The organism is Xanthomonas melonis, from assembly GCF_020783655.1.
Lineage (GTDB): Bacteria > Pseudomonadota > Gammaproteobacteria > Xanthomonadales > Xanthomonadaceae > Xanthomonas > Xanthomonas melonis.
Genome location: NZ_JAJGQH010000019.1, coordinates 42022 through 59172, shown reverse-complemented (window position 1 = coordinate 59172; position 17151 = coordinate 42022). Strand labels below are relative to the sequence as shown.

14 protein-coding genes are annotated in these 17151 nt (G+C 68.5%); 9 read left to right on the top strand and 5 right to left on the bottom strand.

The window, feature by feature from the left end; all coding sequences use genetic code 11:
- Positions 1-19 precede the first annotated feature (19 nt).
- The 8 genes from LL964_RS18000 to LL964_RS17965 all read left to right on the top strand — a co-directional run bounded on the left by LL964_RS18000 (position 20) and on the right by LL964_RS17965 (position 11208).
- Complete coding sequence (locus LL964_RS18000; RefSeq protein WP_167395439.1) at positions 20-1654, top strand: TldD/PmbA family protein; 1635 nt, start codon at positions 20-22, stop codon at positions 1652-1654.
- A gap of 14 nt (positions 1655-1668) precedes the next feature.
- On the top strand, positions 1669-3003 hold the full coding sequence (locus LL964_RS17995) for a TldD/PmbA family protein (protein ID WP_104588695.1): 1335 nt from the start codon (positions 1669-1671) through the stop codon (positions 3001-3003).
- A gap of 272 nt (positions 3004-3275) precedes the next feature.
- Positions 3276-3926, top strand: coding sequence for a DUF4159 domain-containing protein (locus tag LL964_RS17990; protein ID WP_208621491.1), 651 nt, complete (start codon positions 3276-3278; stop codon positions 3924-3926).
- Positions 3927-4011: 85 nt separating this feature from the next.
- Positions 4012-5004 (top strand): AAA family ATPase, encoded by a 993-nt coding sequence (locus tag LL964_RS17985; RefSeq protein ID WP_104588696.1) that lies wholly within the window; start codon positions 4012-4014, stop codon positions 5002-5004.
- Between the two features lie 16 nt (positions 5005-5020).
- Positions 5021-5911, top strand: coding sequence for a DUF58 domain-containing protein (locus tag LL964_RS17980; protein ID WP_104588739.1), 891 nt, complete (start codon positions 5021-5023; stop codon positions 5909-5911).
- A 43-nt stretch (positions 5912-5954) separates the two neighbouring features.
- Positions 5955-7139 (top strand): BatA domain-containing protein, encoded by a 1185-nt coding sequence (locus LL964_RS17975; protein ID WP_104588697.1) that lies wholly within the window; start codon positions 5955-5957, stop codon positions 7137-7139.
- Complete coding sequence (locus LL964_RS17970) at positions 7136-9430, top strand: hypothetical protein (protein WP_104588698.1); 2295 nt, start codon at positions 7136-7138, stop codon at positions 9428-9430. The genes LL964_RS17975 and LL964_RS17970 overlap by 4 nt, the downstream gene beginning before the upstream one ends.
- On the top strand, positions 9430-11208 hold the full coding sequence (locus LL964_RS17965; protein WP_104588699.1) for a hypothetical protein: 1779 nt from the start codon (positions 9430-9432) through the stop codon (positions 11206-11208). The genes LL964_RS17970 and LL964_RS17965 overlap by 1 nt, the downstream gene beginning before the upstream one ends.
- Before the next feature lie 193 nt (positions 11209-11401).
- Here LL964_RS17965 and LL964_RS17960 read toward each other — a convergent pair whose 3' ends face one another.
- Both LL964_RS17960 and LL964_RS17955 read right to left on the bottom strand, forming a co-directional pair.
- The gene (locus LL964_RS17960; RefSeq protein ID WP_146092442.1) at positions 11402-12043 is read right to left on the bottom strand and encodes a DUF938 domain-containing protein; all 642 of its coding nucleotides are present in this window, start codon (positions 12041-12043) and stop codon (positions 11402-11404) included.
- 812 nt (positions 12044-12855) lie between these two features.
- Complete coding sequence (locus LL964_RS17955) at positions 12856-13674, bottom strand: EcsC family protein (RefSeq protein ID WP_146092443.1); 819 nt, start codon at positions 13672-13674, stop codon at positions 12856-12858.
- Between the two features lie 142 nt (positions 13675-13816).
- Here LL964_RS17955 and LL964_RS17950 point away from each other — a divergent pair, with 142 nt between their 5' ends.
- A complete protein-coding gene (locus tag LL964_RS17950) occupies positions 13817-14275 on the top strand; it encodes an SRPBCC family protein (protein ID WP_167395440.1) in 459 nt (152 codons plus the stop codon).
- 15 nt (positions 14276-14290) lie between these two features.
- Here LL964_RS17950 and proP read toward each other — a convergent pair whose 3' ends face one another.
- From proP to LL964_RS17935, 3 genes are all read right to left on the bottom strand, one after another.
- A complete protein-coding gene (gene proP / locus LL964_RS17945) occupies positions 14291-15781 on the bottom strand; it encodes a glycine betaine/L-proline transporter ProP (protein ID WP_104588700.1) in 1491 nt (496 codons plus the stop codon).
- 388 nt (positions 15782-16169) lie between these two features.
- Positions 16170-16511 carry a thioredoxin family protein gene (locus tag LL964_RS17940; protein ID WP_104588701.1) on the bottom strand — a complete coding sequence of 114 codons (342 nt, stop codon included), beginning with the start codon at positions 16509-16511 and terminating at the stop codon, positions 16170-16172.
- Positions 16512-16528: 17 nt separating this feature from the next.
- Positions 16529-16927 carry a host attachment family protein gene (locus LL964_RS17935; RefSeq protein WP_104588702.1) on the bottom strand — a complete coding sequence of 133 codons (399 nt, stop codon included), beginning with the start codon at positions 16925-16927 and terminating at the stop codon, positions 16529-16531.
- Between the last annotated feature and the right edge of the window lie 224 nt (positions 16928-17151).

Genomic DNA, 17151 nt, shown 5'->3' with positions numbered 1-17151 from the left:
ACCTATTGGGGAGTTGCCCGTGCAGCGACGTGATTTCCTGGCCCTGACCGGGCTGACCATGGGCGGGCTGATCGTGCCTGCCTATTTCGGCAATGCGATTGCCGCCGAGCAATTGCTGACGCCCTTCGATGTGGGCCGCAAGAAACGCCTGGCCGATGCCGGTCTGGCCGCCGCGCGGCAGGCCGGTGCCAGCTACTGCGATGTGCGCATCGGGCGCTATCTGCGCCAGTTCGTGATCACCCGCGAGGACAAGGTGCAGAACGTGGTCAACACCGAGTCCATCGGCACGGGCATCCGCGTGATCGTGGGCGGCGCGTGGGGATTCGCTGCCACCAACGAGCTCACCGAACAGGGCGTGGCCAAGGCCGCGGCGCAGGCGGTGGCCATCGCCAAGGCCAACGCCAAGGTGCAGGGTACGCCGGTGCAGCTGGCGCCCACCCCCGGCGTGGGCGAGGTCAGCTGGAAGACGCCGATCAGGAAGAACGCGATGGAAGTGCCGATCAAGGACAAGGTGGATCTGCTGCTGGGCGTCAATGCCGCCGCCACCGCAGCCGGCGCCAGCTTCGTCAATTCGATGCTGTTCGTGGTCAACGAGCAGAAGTATTTCGCCAGTACCGATGGCTCCTACATCGACCAGGACGTGCACCGCATCTGGGCGCCGATGAGCGTGACCGCCATCGACAAGGCCAGCGGCAAGTTCCGCACCCGCGAGGGGCTGTCTGCGCCGATGGGCATGGGCTACGAATATCTGGACGGCGCTGCCTCCGGCAAGTTCGTCTCGCCCAATGGCGTGGTGAACTACGGCATGTCCTACGACATGAAGGAAGACGCCATCGCCGCGGCCAGGCAGGCGCAGGAAAAACTCAAGGCGCCCTCGGTCAAGCCTGGCAAGTACGACCTGGTGCTGGATCCGTCGCATACCTGGCTCACCATCCACGAATCGGTCGGCCACCCGCTGGAGCTGGACCGCGTGCTCGGCTACGAGGCCAATTACGCCGGCACCAGCTTCGCCACGCTGGACAAGCGTCAGGCCGGCTTCCAGTACGGCAGCGACAAGGTGCACATCCTGGCCGACAAGACCCAGCCCGGCAGCCTGGGCGCGGTGGGGTACGACGACGAGGGCGTGAAGACCAAGCAATGGGACCTGATCCGCGACGGCAAGCTGGTGGATTTCCAGGCCATCCGCGACCAGGCGCATATCCTCGGCAAGACCGCTTCAGACGGATGTTGCTACGCGGACTCGTGGTCCAGCGTGCAGTTCCAGCGCATGGCCAACGTGTCGCTGGCCGCCGGCAAGACGCCGCTGAGCGTGAACGATCTGATCAAGGACGTGGAAAACGGCATCTACATCATCGGCGACGGCTCGTTCTCCATCGACCAGCAACGCTATAACGCGCAATTCGGTGGCCAGCTGTTCTACGAAATCAAGAATGGCGCCATCACCCGCATGCTCGAGGACGTGGCCTACCAGATCCGCACCCCGGAATTCTGGAACGCCTGCAGCGCCGTGGCCGATCAACGCGATTACCGCCTGGGCGGTTCGTTCTTCGACGGCAAGGGCCAGCCGAGCCAGGTCTCGGCGGTTTCGCACGGTTCGTCCACCGCTCGCTTCGATGGCATCAATGTCATCAGCACCGCCCGCTCGCTCGGCTGACAGGAGAAACCCACATGAGCATCCTTACCGAAGCGCAGGCCAAGGCCATCCTGGACAAGGTCATCAAGCTGTCCAAGGCCGACGAGTGCACCGCCACGCTTACCGGCTCGATCGACGGCAACATCCGATTCGCGCTCAACAACGTGTCCACCAGCGGCATCGTCGACAACACCGACCTGCAGGTGCAGGTGGCGTTCGGCAAGCGCGTGGGCGTGGCCACCATCAACGCGTTCGACGACGCATCGCTGGAACGCGTGGTACGCCGTGCCGAAGACCTGGCGCGGCTGGCGCCGGAGAACCCGGAGTTCATGCCGGCAGTCGACAAGCAGACCTACAAACCCAGCCCCACCTTCAGCGACTCCACCGCCGCAGTGGACCCGGCGTTCCGCGCGCAGGTCGCCGCCGATTCGATCGCACCGTGCAAGGGAAAGGGCCTGATCGCGGCCGGTTTTCTGGAAGATGGCCAGAGCTTCACCGCCTTCGCCAACAGCAAGGGCAACTTCGGTTATCAGCGCGGCGCGCGCTTCGATTACACCTGCACCGTGCGCACCGAAGACGGCCGCGGCTCGGGCTGGGTGGGCCGCAACCTGAAGGATGCCGCCGACTTCAAGGCCGAGCAGGACATCCGCATCGCCATGCGCAAGGCCAGCGACTCGGCCGAGGCCAAGGCGCTGGAGCCGGGCAAGTACACCGTGATCCTGGAGCCGGCGGCAGCGGCCGGGCTGATCTCTTTCATGATGCGCTACTTCGATGCGCGCATGGCCGACGAAGGTCGCAGCTTCCTGTCCAAGAAGGGCGGCGGCAACAAGCTCGGCGAGCAGGTCTACGACCCGCGCGTGAACATCACCGCCGATCCGTGGGACGCGCGCGCCGCGGTCATGCCGTGGGACGAGGAAGGCCTGCCGCGCGAGAAGATGTCCATCGTGGAGAACGGCAAGATCGCCAACCTGCAGTATTCGCGCTATTGGGCGCAGAAGAACGGCAAGCGTGCGGTCGGCGAACCGGGCAACCTGCTGATGGCCGGTGGCGACAAGAACATCGCCGAGCTGGTGCGCGGCACCGAGAAGGGCATCCTGGTCACGCGCACCTGGTACATCCGCATGGTCGATCCGCAGACGGTGCTGCTCACCGGGCTCACCCGCGATGGCACGTTCTATATCGAGAACGGGCAGATCAAGTACCCGGTGAAGAATTTCCGTTTCAACGAATCGCCGGTGATCATGCTCAACAACATCGACGAGCTGGGCAAGCCGGTGCGCGTGGCCGGCGATGAATCCAGCTACGTGATGATGATTCCGCCGATGCGCCTGCGCGATTTCACGTTCACCTCGTTGTCGGATGCGGTGTGAGTAGGGGCCGGGACTCGGGGTTCAGGAGCCGGGACTGGGGACCCGGGACCCGGGACCCGGAAGGCAACGGCGGGGCTTTGCAGTCCGAGCCATTGCCGCCTTGCATGCCATGCGAACGTCCGGGTTCTCTGATCGCCGAAAGCGAGAACGCTTCACTGCCATCCGAAGTCTTACCGAGATTCTCACTCCGGGTCCCGGGTCCCGGGTCCCGAGTCCCGGCTCTGACCTCCCGCCGCCACGCCCTGGGTCTGCTGCTCGGTAGCGTCGCCACTCTGGCGCTGCCATGGCCGGTGCGTGCGGCCGGCAACTACGATTTCTGGTTCACGCGGTTGCGCTACGACTCCGGGGATTGGGATGTGGATGCGCGCATGCCGTCCAACCTGATCACCTCGTTGATCGACTACACGCAGTTGCGGGTGGACCCGCAGGAACATGTGGTCGACCTGGCCGATCCACGCATGCTGCAGGCGCCGTTCTGCTATCTGTCCGGACACAAGCTGGTGGAGTTCAATCCGGCCGAGCGGCGCAACTTCGAACGCTATGTGCGCAGTGGCGGTTTCGTGTTCGTGGACGATTGCAACCACGACATCGACGGCTTGTTCGCCACCTCGTTCGAAGCGCAGATGCGCGCCATCTTCGGCACCCACGCCCTGCAGAAGTTGCCCAATACCCATCGCCTGTACAGCGCGTTCTTCAAGTTTCCCGATGGCCCGCCGGCCACCAGCTTCGAACTCAATGGCTGGGGCGACGATCTGGTGCACGATTACCTCAAGGGCATCCACATCGACGGGCGGCTGGGAGTGCTCTACAGCAACAAGGACTATGGCTGCGAATGGGATTACGACTGGCGCAACAAACGCTTCCTGGCCGAAGACAACACCAAGTTCGGCGTGAACATCGTGATGTACGCGCTGACCAACTGAACGGCCGCGCAGGCAACCCGCACAGAGTCAGCACAACCGTTCAATCACGCCAGCCACGCACGTCGCCACATAACGAGATCGCCGCATGACGTCCCCGAACGAACAAACGCTCGCCGCCCAGCTCTTGGAACTTGGCGCGCTGCGCGCTGCCCTGGCGCAGGCCGTGGTCGGGCAGGAGGCGGTGGTGGAGCAGCTGCTGATCGGCCTGCTGGCCGGTGGCCACTGCCTGCTGGAAGGCGCGCCCGGCCTGGGCAAGACGCTGCTGGTGCGTTCGCTCGGCCAGGCCCTGGAGCTGCAGTTCCGCCGCGTGCAGTTCACCCCCGACCTGATGCCCAGCGACATCCTGGGCACCGAATTGCTGGAAGAGGACCACGGTACCGGGCACCGGCATTTCCGCTTCCAGCAGGGGCCGATCTTCACCCATCTGCTGCTGGCCGACGAACTCAATCGCACGCCGCCCAAGACCCAGGCCGCGCTGCTGGAAGCGATGAGCGAACGCACCGTCAGCTATGCCGGCACCACCTACGCCTTGCCGGCGCCGTTCTTCGTATTGGCCACGCAGAACCCCATCGAGCAGGCCGGTACCTATCCGCTGCCGGAAGCGCAGCTGGACCGTTTTTTACTGCACGTGCGCGTGGATTACCCCAGCGAACAGGAAGAGCGCGACATCCTCGCCCAGACCACCGGCACGGCCAGCGCACAGGTGCCCAAGGTGATGGACGCCGCCAGCGTGCAGGCGCTGCAGCGCCAGGTGCGCGAGGTGCATGTCGGCGCGGAGTTGCTGACCTGGATCAACCGTCTGGTGCGTGCCAGCCGGCCCGGTCCGCAGGCCAGCGACGCGGTGCGTCAGTGGATCAAATGGGGCGCCGGCCCGCGCGCCGGCCAGGCGCTGGTGCTGGCATCGAAAGCACGTGCGCTGTTGCATGGCCGGCTCGCGGCCACGCGCGAAGACGTCGTGGCGCTGGCCGCACCGGTGATGCGCCATCGCCTGCTGCTGTCCTTCGCCGCCGAGGCGGAACAACGCACCGCCGACGATGTGATCGCCATGTTGCTGCACGCCGTGCCGTTCCCGTCCTGATCGGGCCGTGGCGCAGATGCCGTTGCCGCCGCTGATTCCCGCCGATGTGCGCAGCCGCCTGCGCGGCCTGCAGCTGCGTGCGCGGCACGCACAGGGCACGCATGGCGTTGGCCAGCATGCCAGCCGCAGCCGTGGCGCCGGGCTGGAGTTCGCGCAGTACCGCGCCTACGAGCCGGGCGATGCGCTGCGCCAGATCGACTGGAAACTCTACGCACGCTCGGACCGCTTCTTCGTGCGCGAAGCCGAACGCGAAAGCCCGCTCACGCTATGGCTGCTGCTCGATGCCACCGCTTCGGCGGGGCAGGCCGACAGCGCGCGGCCGGATCACACCCGCCTGCAGACGATGGCGACGCTGGCCGCCTGTGCTGCAGAGGTGGCGCTGCAGCAGGGCGACCGGGTCGGCCTGTACGCCTTGCATGGCGGCGGCCTGGTCGCGGTGCCGGCCGGTGTCGGCAGTCGCCAGCGCGACCGGCTGTGGCTGGCCCTGCATGGCTTGCGCGCGGGCGGCCGCTGGCCCGGGCTGGACGCGCTGCGGCCGCTGTGGGAACGCATCGCCGTGCACGATCTGCTGCTGTCCATCGGCGACGGTTTCGATGAGGAGCTGGCCGGCGCACTGGAGAAATTCGCCACCGCGCGTCGCGACGTGCTTCAGCTGCAGGTGCTGACCTGCGACGAGCGGGACTTCCCGTTCGACGGTGGCCATCGCTTCCGCGACCCGGAAACCGGGCAGGAGCTGCTCGGCGACGGTGCGGCCATGCGCGCGGACTATCTGCAGCGCTTTGCCGAAGCGCAACGCGCACGGCAGGCCCGCTGGCAGGCCGCCGGCATCCGCCACGCCGTGCACTATCTGGATGCGCCGGCCGATGCCGCATTGCGCCAGTTGTTCGCGCAAGGCGCGCCCCGATGAGCGGGCTGTTGGTCCGCGCCCACGCCGTCGGGTTGGTGCCGCAGTGAACCTGCTGTTGCTCTTCCCGGCCGGCCTGGCGGCGCTGGCGGCGCTGTTGATGCCGCTGCTGATCCATCTGGCACGGCGCAGCGAGCATCGGCCCACCGACTTCGCCGCCCTGCGCTGGCTGCGTGCGATGCCGCGCCCGCGCCACCGGGTGCGCTTGGACGAGTGGCCCTTGTTGCTGCTGCGCCTGCTGTTGCTGGCCGCGCTGGCGCTGCTGCTGGCCGAACCGGCACTGCGCGACCGGCCGGACAGCCGTCCGCGGATCGCGGTCAGCCCGGGCGTGGATCTGGCTGCGGCGCGTGCCTTGCCGCATGCCGACGATGCGCAGTGGCTGTGGCTGGCGCCGGGCTTTGCACCGATCGATGTCACCAACGCGGACCACGATCGCACGACGCTCGGCACTCCGCAGCCGGTCGGCAGCCTGTTGCGCGAACTCGATGCCGGCCTGCCGGCCGAGGCCACGCTCAGCGTGATCGTGCCCGCGCAATGGGGCGCACTGGATGCGCGACGCGTGCAACTCGCGCGTGCGGTGCACTGGCAGGTGCTGCCGGGCCGCTCGCCGCTCGCGCCGGCGCCGGCCCGCGCCCCGCCATCCCTGCTGGCGGTGGCCGACACCCCTGCCATGCCGGCGTTGCGCTATCTGCGCGCCGTGCATGCGGCCTGGGCGCTGCCGGGCAGCTTGCCGGTGACCACGCCCGCGGCAGCGCAGCCCGCGCGCTGGGCACCCGGCACGGTGGTGATCTGGCTGTCGTCCACCCCTCCGTCCGCATCGGTCATCGCCTGGGTCGCGGCCGGTGGGCAGCTGGTGCTGGGGGCGCAGGCGCCGGTTCCGCACGCATCGGCCGCCCCGCTGCAAGCGGTGGGTGAGCCCGATGGCGACGCGCTGCTGGACGCCGCGCCGCTGGGCCGCGGCCGCCTCCTGCGCTGGAGCGCGCCGCTGGAACCGCAGCACCTGCCCGCCGTGCTGGAGGCCGACTTCCCTGCCCGCCTGCGTACCGCGCTGCAGCCGCCCCCCAATCCGCAGACCGCGCCGGCGCAGACCCAGTCCCCGCAGCGTGGCGCCGCCATCCGGCTGCGCGTGCCGCCGCAGTCGCTGGCGCCGTGGCTGATCGGCCTGGTGCTGCTGCTGTTCGCCCTGGAGCGCTGGCTGGCCACCGCACCCCGCCGGAACGCGGCGCCATGAGCACGCCACAGCTGCAGCGCGCGTGGCAGGCCGCACGCCGGCGCACGGCATCCGGCGTGCTGTTGTTCGGGCTGCCGCTGGCGGTGCTGCCGGCGGTGCTGGCCTGGCGTCTGCAGATGCAGGCCGCGCTCGTTCCGCTGTTGCTTGCAGGCCTGCTGGCGCTGGCCGCGGTGGCGCTGCAGGCGGCACGCCGGCTGGACCAGGCCTGGCTGATCCGCCGGCTGGACCGTGCGCCGGAGCTGGAAGACAGCAGCGATCTGCTGTTCGTGCCCACCGATCGGCTCGGCCCGCTGCAGGCGCTGCAGCGGCAGCGACTGGAGCAGCGCCTGCGCAGCACCCCGCGCGACCTGCGCCCAGCCTGGCCGTGGCGGCGCGCCGGGCCCTGGAGCGCACTGGGCGTGCTGGTCTGCGCCACGCTGCTGCTATGGCCATCGCGTGTGTTGCCGCCAGCGGAAAAGGTGGACCGCGCCGCCGCCCGTGCCATCGGCGCAGGGCCCACGCTGCGGCAGGCACGGCTGCAGAGCACGCCGCCGGCCTACACCGGCCTGCCGGCCGCACGGCTGCCCGGCCTGGACGCCCGGGTGCCCGCCGGCACCCGGCTGGACTGGCAGCTGCAGGTCGGCCCTGCCGCGCGCACGGTGGCGCTGCGGCTCGGCGACGGCCGCCTGGTCGCGCTGACCCGGCAGGGCCGCTCCGACCACTGGCACGGCCAGTGGCTGGCCCTGCAGCCGGCGCTGTATCGCATCCTGATCGACGGCGCACCGGCCGACGGCACGCTGCACCGGCTGGACGTGCTGCCGGACCGCCCGCCGCAGGTGCGGGTGCTGGCGCCCGAACAAAGCCTGGTGCTGTGGACACCGGCACCCACCGGCGATCGCGGCTGGGTGCTGCAGTTCGAGGCCAGCGACGACTATGCGGTGGCCGCCAACGCCGAGCTGCGGCTGACCCTGGCCCAGGGCAGCGGCGAGAACATCACCTTCACCACCCAGCGCCGCACGCTCACCGGCAGCGGCCCCGCCAACCGCCGCCGCTTCGCCGCCACCGTGCAGCCACAGGCGCTGGGCATGGCTGCGGGCGACGACCTGATCGCCCAGCTCATCGTCCACGACACCCGCCAACCCGGCCCGCAGGAAGCGCGCAGCGCCAGCGTGATCCTGCGCTGGCCGCCGCCGGAAGCAAACATGGCCGCCGGCCTGGAGGCCAGCGTCAAACGCACCCTGCCCGCCTATTTCCGCAGCCAGCGCCAGATCATCATCGACGCGGAGGCGCTGCTGAAGGAGAAGCCGCGCCTGGACGCGAGTACCTTCCTCAGGCGCTCCGACGCCATCGGCGTGGACCAGCGCCTGCTGCGGCTGCGCTACGGCCAGTTCCTGGGCGAAGAGAGCGAAGGCGCGCCCCAGGCCCCGCCCACCGCCGACGCCGACGCCGCGCCCGGCAGCGCCGCGCCGGCCGACGATCTGCCCACCGCAGACATGCCCACCGCCGATGCGCCAAGCGCACCCGCCGCCCGTTCGGACACTCAAGCGCACGCCGGGCATGACCACGACGATCACGACCATGACGCCCATGCCGCCGAATCCGGCGCCGCCGCGCTGGACGACCACGATCACGACCACGGCGGCGGCAACGGCCGGCCCGAGCGCAGCGGCTTCGGCCAGGCGGAGAACGTGCTTGCCGAATTCGGCCACACCCACGACCACGCCGAAGCCGCCACCCTGCTCGACCCGCAGACCCGTGCCCTGCTGCGCGCTGCGCTGGATCAGATGTGGCAATCGGAAGGCGAGTTGCGCCAGGGCCATCCCGAGCGCGCGCTGCCCTATGCCAACAAGGCGCTGGGCTTCATCAAGCAGGTGCAGCAGGCCGAGCGCATCTACCTGGCGCGCGTGGGCACGCAACTGCCGCCGATCGACCCCAGCCGGCGCATGAGCGGCAAGCGCGACGGGCTGGTCCGCGGCGCCGATGCGCTGGTGCCCCGCACCACCGCCGATCCGCAGCCGGTGGCGCTGTGGCAGGCGCTGGGCGAACCCGTCGGCAGCGGCGATCGCGCCGCACTGGACGCCTTCGCGCGCTGGCTGCCCGCGCACGCCACGGCCATCGACGGACCGCTCGACCTGGCCGCCGCGGTGGAGACCCTGCGCACCACGCCGGCTTGCGCCGCGTGCCGGCAGCGCCTGCGCGCACTGCTGTGGCCGCTGCTGGTTCGCCCACCGGCCGCCGTGCAACCGCGCGTGGCGCCGGATGTCGGCGGCCAACGCTATCTCGATGCCTTGCACGCACCGGAGCGCCCCTGATGCCGGCATGGACCGCCCTGGCCACCGTGGTCACGATCACCCTGCTGGCCTGGTGGCGGCTACACCGTGCGCGCCTACCGGCCCGGCGTAAGGCCGCGGTGCTGGTGCTGCAACCCGTCTGCGCGGCGCTGCTGTATTGCGCCCTGCTGCCGCCCTCGCAGCCCGGCGGCACGGGAACCCTGGTGGTGGCCACCGCCGGCGCCAGTACTGCGGCGTTGCAGGCCGCCGCTGGCGACACCGTGATCGCCCTGCCGGAAGCGCCCGCGGCCCTGCGCACGGCCGAGCGCATGCCCGATCTGGCCACCGCCCTGCGGCGTCATCCCGGCACCACCGCGCTGCGTATCGTCGGCGCCGGCCTGCCCGCGCGCGACCGCGACGCCGCGCGTGGCTGGCCGCTGCGCTACAGCCCGCCACCGCCCGCGCCGGGCCTGAGCGCGCTGGGCACGCCGGCGCCCGTCGCACCCGGCAACGAGGTGACGATCCAGGGCCGCATCGCCGGCCTGCGCGCCGCCAGGCTGGAGCTGCTGGATCCGGCCGGCCGCCGCGTGGATCTGGTCGCAGCCGGCGACGATGGCCGCTTCCAGCTCACCGGCAACGTGCGCGCCGCTGGCGACAGCGTGTTCCTGGTGCGCGTGCTCGGCCCCGATGGGCGCGCGCGCGACCAGGCCAGCGTGCCGGTCTCGGTGGTGGAGAGCCCGGCGGCCAGCCTGTGGATACTGGCCGGCGCGCCGCAGCCCGAACTCAAGTATCTGCGCCGCTGGGCGCACGACGCCGGGCTGCAACTGCACACCCAGATCGCCACCGGTGGCGGCATGCAGCTGGGCGATGCGCCGCGTACGCTCGACGCCGCCACCCTGGACCGCAGCGACCTGTTGATCGTGGACGAACGCGCACTGTCCGCACTGTCGCGCGCGCAACGCAGCGCCCTGCGCGCCGCAATCGAACGCGGACTTGGCGTGCTGCTGCGCCTGAGCGGCCCGCCCGATGCCGCCCATCGCAGTGCGATCGCCGAACTCGGCCTGGCGCTGCGGGGCGATGGCGCCGCGGCGCCCGTGCGGATGGCCGCCGCCGCCGTGCCACCCGCTGCGGCGACGGCACAGCCGCCGGTCACCGCGGCAGGCGACCCCGCAGCGGACGCCTTACCCGTGCTGGAACGTCGCGCCGTGCTGCCCGCCGATGCCGACGCCATCGCCGTGCGACGCACGCCCGACGGCACACCGTATGTCTGGTGGCGTGCACTGGGACGCGGGCGCGTCGGCCTGGTCACGGTCACCGACAGCTACCGCCTGGTACTGAGCGGCCGCCCAGACCTGCACGCTGCGGTGTGGAGCCGCACGCTCGCGGCGCTGACCCGCGCCAAAGCCGTCGCCTACGCACCTGTCCGTAGTGGCTGGCGCGACCAGCGCAGCGACGTGTGCGGCCTCGGCAACGCAGCGCGGCTGCAGGCGCCGGATGGCAGCGTCGGGCCGCTGCTGCCGGCCCCCGACACCGGTCATGCCGCCTGCGCGGGCATCTGGCCCGAACAGACCGGCTGGTATCGCTGGCAGGACGGCAGGCGCAGCGGCGCGCTCTATGTCCGCGCTGCCGCCGATGCACCCGCGCTGTTCGCCAACATGCAACGCAGCGCCACGCTGGCACTGGTCAACACCGGCGCAGCGCCGCATGCGGCAACGGCCACATCGCGGCCGGGGCCGCGCTGGCCGTGGTGGCTGGGATTCGTGCTTGCCGCGGCGTTGCTGTGGTGGCTGGAACGGCGGCCCAACCCACGAGCGAGGTAGGCAGCCCGGTCGTTGTCGGCATGCACAGCACGCGGTTCCGCACCCCTGCATGGCCAAGCTGGATGCGCGTGCGGATGGCATGCGATTGATCTTGCCCATGGCAGCAAGGCTGCGCACGCGACGCATCCGCCTTTGCGGCAACGTCTCCCGGCGGGAACACCAGCCACCTGCCGCATCGTGGGTCGGATGAGGGCTACCTGCGCAGCCATACCCGGCAATGGTTGTTGGCCGGCAACGCCACATCGTCGATCAGGCGCAATCCGGCCGCTGCCGCCAGCGCATCCACCGCCTCGGCATCGCGGATGCCCGATGCAGGATCGCGCTCGCGCAGCATCGCATCGAAGGCACGGTTGCTGTCGCTGGTGAACTGGCCGTTGCGATTGAAGGGGCCGTAGATCGCCAGCACCGCATCGGGCGCCATCAGTGCCGGCAGCCCGGCGAACAGGGCCTGCACCTGCGGCCAGCCCATGATGTGCAGGGTGTTGGCGCTGTAGATCGCGTCGAAACCGCGCTGGCCATCCGGCAGCACGGGCATGGCCGGGAGCGGCGCAAGCCCGGGCGCAGGCATCACCACCGCCTGCAGTGGAATGGGCGGCGGCGTATTCGGCAGCGCCGCTTCGTCCAGCCACTGCTGCATGCCCGGCAGATGATCGGCATGGTCGCTGGCCTGCCACTGCAACCACGGCATCGCCGCAGCGAAGTGCACCGCGTGCTGGCCGGTGCCTGCACCGATTTCCAGCACGTGGTGGCGATCGGCGAAATGCCGCTGCAACACCGCAAGAATCGGATCGCGGTTGCGCGCGCAAGCGGGTGAGAACGGCTTGGAAATGGTCATGTGTCTTTATAGCCTTTAGCGATTATCCGCCACGGCGCAACTGCGTGATCTGCGCCGCTGCCGTGCCGATCAGGGAAATAGTGCGAAAAAATGGTGACTGTGGAAAAGGTATCGCAGCACCCACGTACTGAGCGACTGGTCACAAACAACGTACGCACTCTGAAAATGTTTGGAATGAATTGATGAAGATCGTTTCAATCTTTGTTTCTTCGAGAAGGTTCTTCTTCAAAAGCGAAGCTACGTTCAATGAGAAAATCATACTCATATAGTGTGCGACTGCATCGTTCGATCGATGCACTCGACCGACACTCAACGACCACGCATAAGAGGCCTAGATATGAAATCTCGCCATGATCGATTCCTGAGTTCCAGAACACTGGCGCTCTGCGTGCTTTTCGCCGCTACGCTTTCGACTGTACAACATGCCCAAGCGCGCGATATCGGCTTGGTCAGAGTGACAGGCACTGTTACCGGAGATCCAAGAAATGCAAGGCCTACCAACCAAGAAGTCTTCAATTCGCTCTGGGGCGCAGGTTACGCCGCTTGCAGGACCCGAAACGGCGCCACGAAGTCGATAGCCTTGAGACGGGCGGCTGTTCCGCAAAGCAGTCTGACCGGAAGATGGGAAAATGTCACTGCAGAATGGGTATGCCGCGACACCCCATGACGCCCAGCTCGGAAAATCGGTCATATTCGGCTGATGTTTGTTGTCCAAAGGCACGTTTCTGCTGGTTTGCCAATATCTTGGGACGCTGGAAGGTGATTGGAGTTGCGCGCTGCGGATCGCGGCGCGCGTTAGAAGAAGACTCTTTTCACCGCGGCGCAGACAGCGCTTCATACGCCCGCCGCACCGCCTCCTCGCCGAAGCGCCGCTCCAGCCGGCGCACGATGAAGTGCCCGCGGGCCATTGCCTGGAAGTGGCGCATGAACACAGTATTGAGCGTGGCGCCGCTGACCGCGCCCACCAGCGGCACCGCCTGCACGGCCAGCTTTTCGCCCACGTTGACCGAGAACTTGGCGGCGATGCGCGACAGCAGCGACACCAGCGCCGGTGCACCCTTGCTGGCGAAGCCGTGCGCCGCCACGTGGCGGGCGGCGGCACTGAGTTGCTGCGCCATTGCCGCACGCACTGCGAAATAGCCCGATTCGGCGCCATCGTCGACCGCGCTGCGGCCGCCGTGCGCCAGCACTTCCAGGCAGGCCAGCGCGGTATCCGGATCCTGCAGCGATTCTCCTTCTGCGCGGGCGATGTCGGCGATCGAGCGCAACATCACCGTGGTGGTCAACGGCAATTCCACCATCAGCCCGGGCAGCCCGAAGAAGCCGCCCGCACCGCCCGCCACCGCAACTGCCACCGTATGCCGTGTGGTGGCGGCCGGTTGCAGCGCCGGAGCATCGCCACGCAAGCTCAGCAGCGCCGACTTCATCGCCACCTGCAGGGCACGGCGGGTCACACCGTCGATGCTGCGGGTGACCAGTTTCGGCAGCCGTTTGCTGATCAGGCTTTCCAGCGGCGCGCCCAGCGCGTTGGCGAGCTGCGCCGCCACGCCGGGGTTTTCCAGCAATGCGTGGGCAGCGGCCAGATCACGCTGCGCCGCAGCATCCAGTACGGGAATCGGAAGCGTCGTCATGCCTGCTCTCGTCGTGGAAGGGCTGCTGCGATGGTACCCAGCGCCGTGTGAGTATTGGACGAGCGCGCCCGACCAGCCGCGACCGCTGCAATCTGCAGGCAAAATGCGCGATCATCGGTATCCACGCCGCCAATCCCGCCAGATGACCCGTGAGATCCGCCACCGCTTCGTGATTGCCGCCGCACCGGAAGTGGTGTCGGCCGCACTGTCCGAGCCCGCACAGCTGGGGCGCTGGTGGACGCGCGAGGTGCGCCAGCTGGAAGACCGCGTCTGCCTGGGCTGGAGCGGGCATGGCTGGCAGGTGGAATTGCGCATCGACGAAGACGCCGACCACCGGCAGGTGTGCTGGCGCTGCGCGCGCTCCAACATGCTCGACACCGATGCCTGGGAGGGCACGGTGCTGCGCTTCGATCTGATCTCCACCAGCGAAGGCACCCAGGTGGAGTTCGTGCAGTCCGGTTACCGCGATTCGCCGTGCTTCGACACCTGCGCGCAGGGCTGGCGCTTCTTCCTGGGCAGCAGCCTCAAACGCTATGTCGAGACCGGGCAAGGCATGCCGTATCCGGACATGCCCGATACCCGCGACCCGGCGCTGCGCTGAGCGCAGCCTGCGCGCTTACGCGGTCCGCGCCTGGCCGACCGCAGGTGCGGGACTCACCGGCAACTGCGCGTCCACCGTGACCGGGCTGTCGGTCTGCAGCAGCGCGCGCGCTTCGGCATCGCTGGCCACCGCAGGCGGCGAGCCACGCAGCGGCAGGCCGGCGGTTTCGCGCACGAACAGCATGGTGACCAGGCCGATCGCCGCAGCGCCCATCAGGTAATACGCCGGCATCAACGGGTCACCCGTGCGTTCCACCAGCCAGGCGGTGATCAGCGGCGTGGTACCGCCGAACAGCGATACCGAGACGTTGAAGGCGATCGACAATGCGCTGTAGCGCACCGGCGTGTAGAACAGCGCCGGCAGCGTGGACGGCATCGAACTGGTGAAGCACACCAGCGCCAGGCCGAGCAGCATCAGGCCGGCGAAGATCAGGCCGTCGTGGCCGCTGCCGATCAGCAACAGGCAGGGAATCGCCAGCGCGAACAGCGCGATGCAGGCGCCGATGATCATCGGGCGGCGGCCCAGCTTGTCGCTGAACAGCCCACCGACGATGTTGAGCGGCATCATCACCAGCATCACCAGGATGATCAGCAACAGGCCCTTGCTTTCCGCATAGCCCATCGTGACGCTGAGATAGCTGGGCATGTAGGTCAGCAGCATGTAGTCGGTGACGTTGAACACCAGCACCAGTCCCACGCACTTGAGCAACTGCGGCCAGTGCAGGCGCAGCAGCGTCATCAGGCCCTGGCCGGCGGTCTGGCGTTCGCGTTGCTCGGCCTGCTCCGCATAGGCGCGAAACGCCGGGGTTTCCTCCAGTTTCATGCGCATGTACAGGCCCAGCAGACCGAGCGGGCCGGCGATCAGGAACGGCACCCGCCAGCCCCAGTCCAGCATCTGCGCCGGGGTGATGCTCATATGCAGCGCGGTCACCGTGGCGGCACCGGCGATGTAGCCGCCCAAGGTGCCGAATTCCAGCCAGCTGCCCATCAGGCCGCGATTGCGGTCGGTGGCGTATTCGGCAATGAAGGTGGCCGCACCGCCATACTCGCCGCCGGTGGAAAATCCCTGCACCAGACGCGCGATCAGCAACAGCGCCGGCGCCCACAGGCCGATGCTGGCGTAGGACGGGATCAGACCGATGCTGAAGGTTCCCAGCGCCATCAGGATCATCGTGGCGGCCAGCACCTTCTGCCGCCCGTAGCGATCGCCCAGCGGGCCGAACACCATGCCGCCGATGGGCCGTACCAGGAACGCGACGGTGAAGGTGGCGAAAGTGGCGATCAGCTGCGCGGTGGGGTTGCTGGCGGGAAAGAACACCTGGCCCAGCGTCACCGCCAGATAGCCGTACACGCCGAAATCGAACCATTCCATCGCATTGCCCAGCGCGGCGGCACCGACCGCCTTGCGCAGCATGCCGCGGTCCACCACGGTGACATCGTCCAGCTGCAGCTGGCGGCGGCGTTTGAACCAGCCGAAATGCGATCGGATCGCGCGGGTATCGTGCATAGGTGCAGTCTCCAGACGTGTGCTCCAGAAGCGGCCACCGCTGCCTGCTCGTCCCGGCCAACGCACAGGACACGGCCCATCACCACGCACGGCAGTCGCACATGCACCGAAGAGCCGGAGGCATTCCCGGACGGCCGCGTCAACTCAGCGGCGCTGCGGGACAGATGACCAAAGGGGTGGGCGGATGCCCAAGGATTGATCGGCGCTTATGGTACTACAGCTCGCCCAAGCCTGCAGACGCGAGCGTGTGCCAGACGCCCGGCAGTCTGATTTTTCAGCGGTTTTCCAGTGATTTATCGCAGGTCATCGCGATGTCGCAGATGCGTCGATGAGGTTGGCACCTGTGCCGTGCACATGCATGATGCGTCTGCACGTGCGCATCACGCGATCAGCGTGCGTGGTCGCGTGTCTCCAGGATCTCCAGCATGGCCTGCAGATCCTGTCGGGTCTGCGGCCGCACCGCACGCGCGAGTTCTTCGCCATCGCGCAGCAGGATCACCGTGGGCCAGAGCTTGACCTCGAAGGAGCGGCCCAGCGGCCGCCCCTTGCCATCTTCGACCTTGCGATAGTCCAGATCCGCGTAGCCTCCCAGCAGCTTTTGCAGCAAGGGCTGCGCGGCGATGCAGTGGCCGCACCAATCGGTGCCGAATTCCAGCAGTTGCAGACCGGCGTGTGCATCGACCGCGCGACGCTCGGGTGCCTGTGCAGCGTAGTCGCGGACGAACCCCATCGGCGGTCTCCGATGTTTCAGGACAACGCGCGCTGGATGTCTTCCAGCGGCAGGTTGGTCAGATCCTTGGCCAGATCGCCAACCAGCCGTTGCTGGGTTTCCTTGTGCAGGAGCGGGCGCACACGGCCCAGCGTGGTCGGGTCGGCCACCAGCACGAGATGCGTGTAATCCTGCTTCAGGGCGCCATCGTTCAATGCCTGCGACAGCTGCTTGGCGAAGGTCGCTTCGTCCAGGTCCGCCTCGGTGAGATCGCGTGGTGCCTTGCCTGCGGGGCCCTCGTCGTCGACGTTCTGCACATCGGTGCGCGCGTGCTGGCGCAGCACCACCCTGGTTTCGTCGCCGGTGTTGGTAAACCAGCGCGCTTCGCCACCGTCGGCCACCACGACCAGGGCGCCCTGAGGAATTCGCAGACTCATCCGATTTCTCCTTTGCTGTCTTCGGCGCGATGCGTGTGCACCGCGATCTCAACCTAGGCGAGAAGATGTAAGCATTGCGGCTAGCCGGTGTCAGCATGGCGTTAGCGCGAATGGCCGAGCCTTCGACGTCGCGCACCTCGGTCGAGGCAGCGGTTGATCGCCGCCCCATGCGCTGCTGCGTGCGCGCCCGATGCACAGCGCGCCGCACGTCCCGTGCTGGCTAC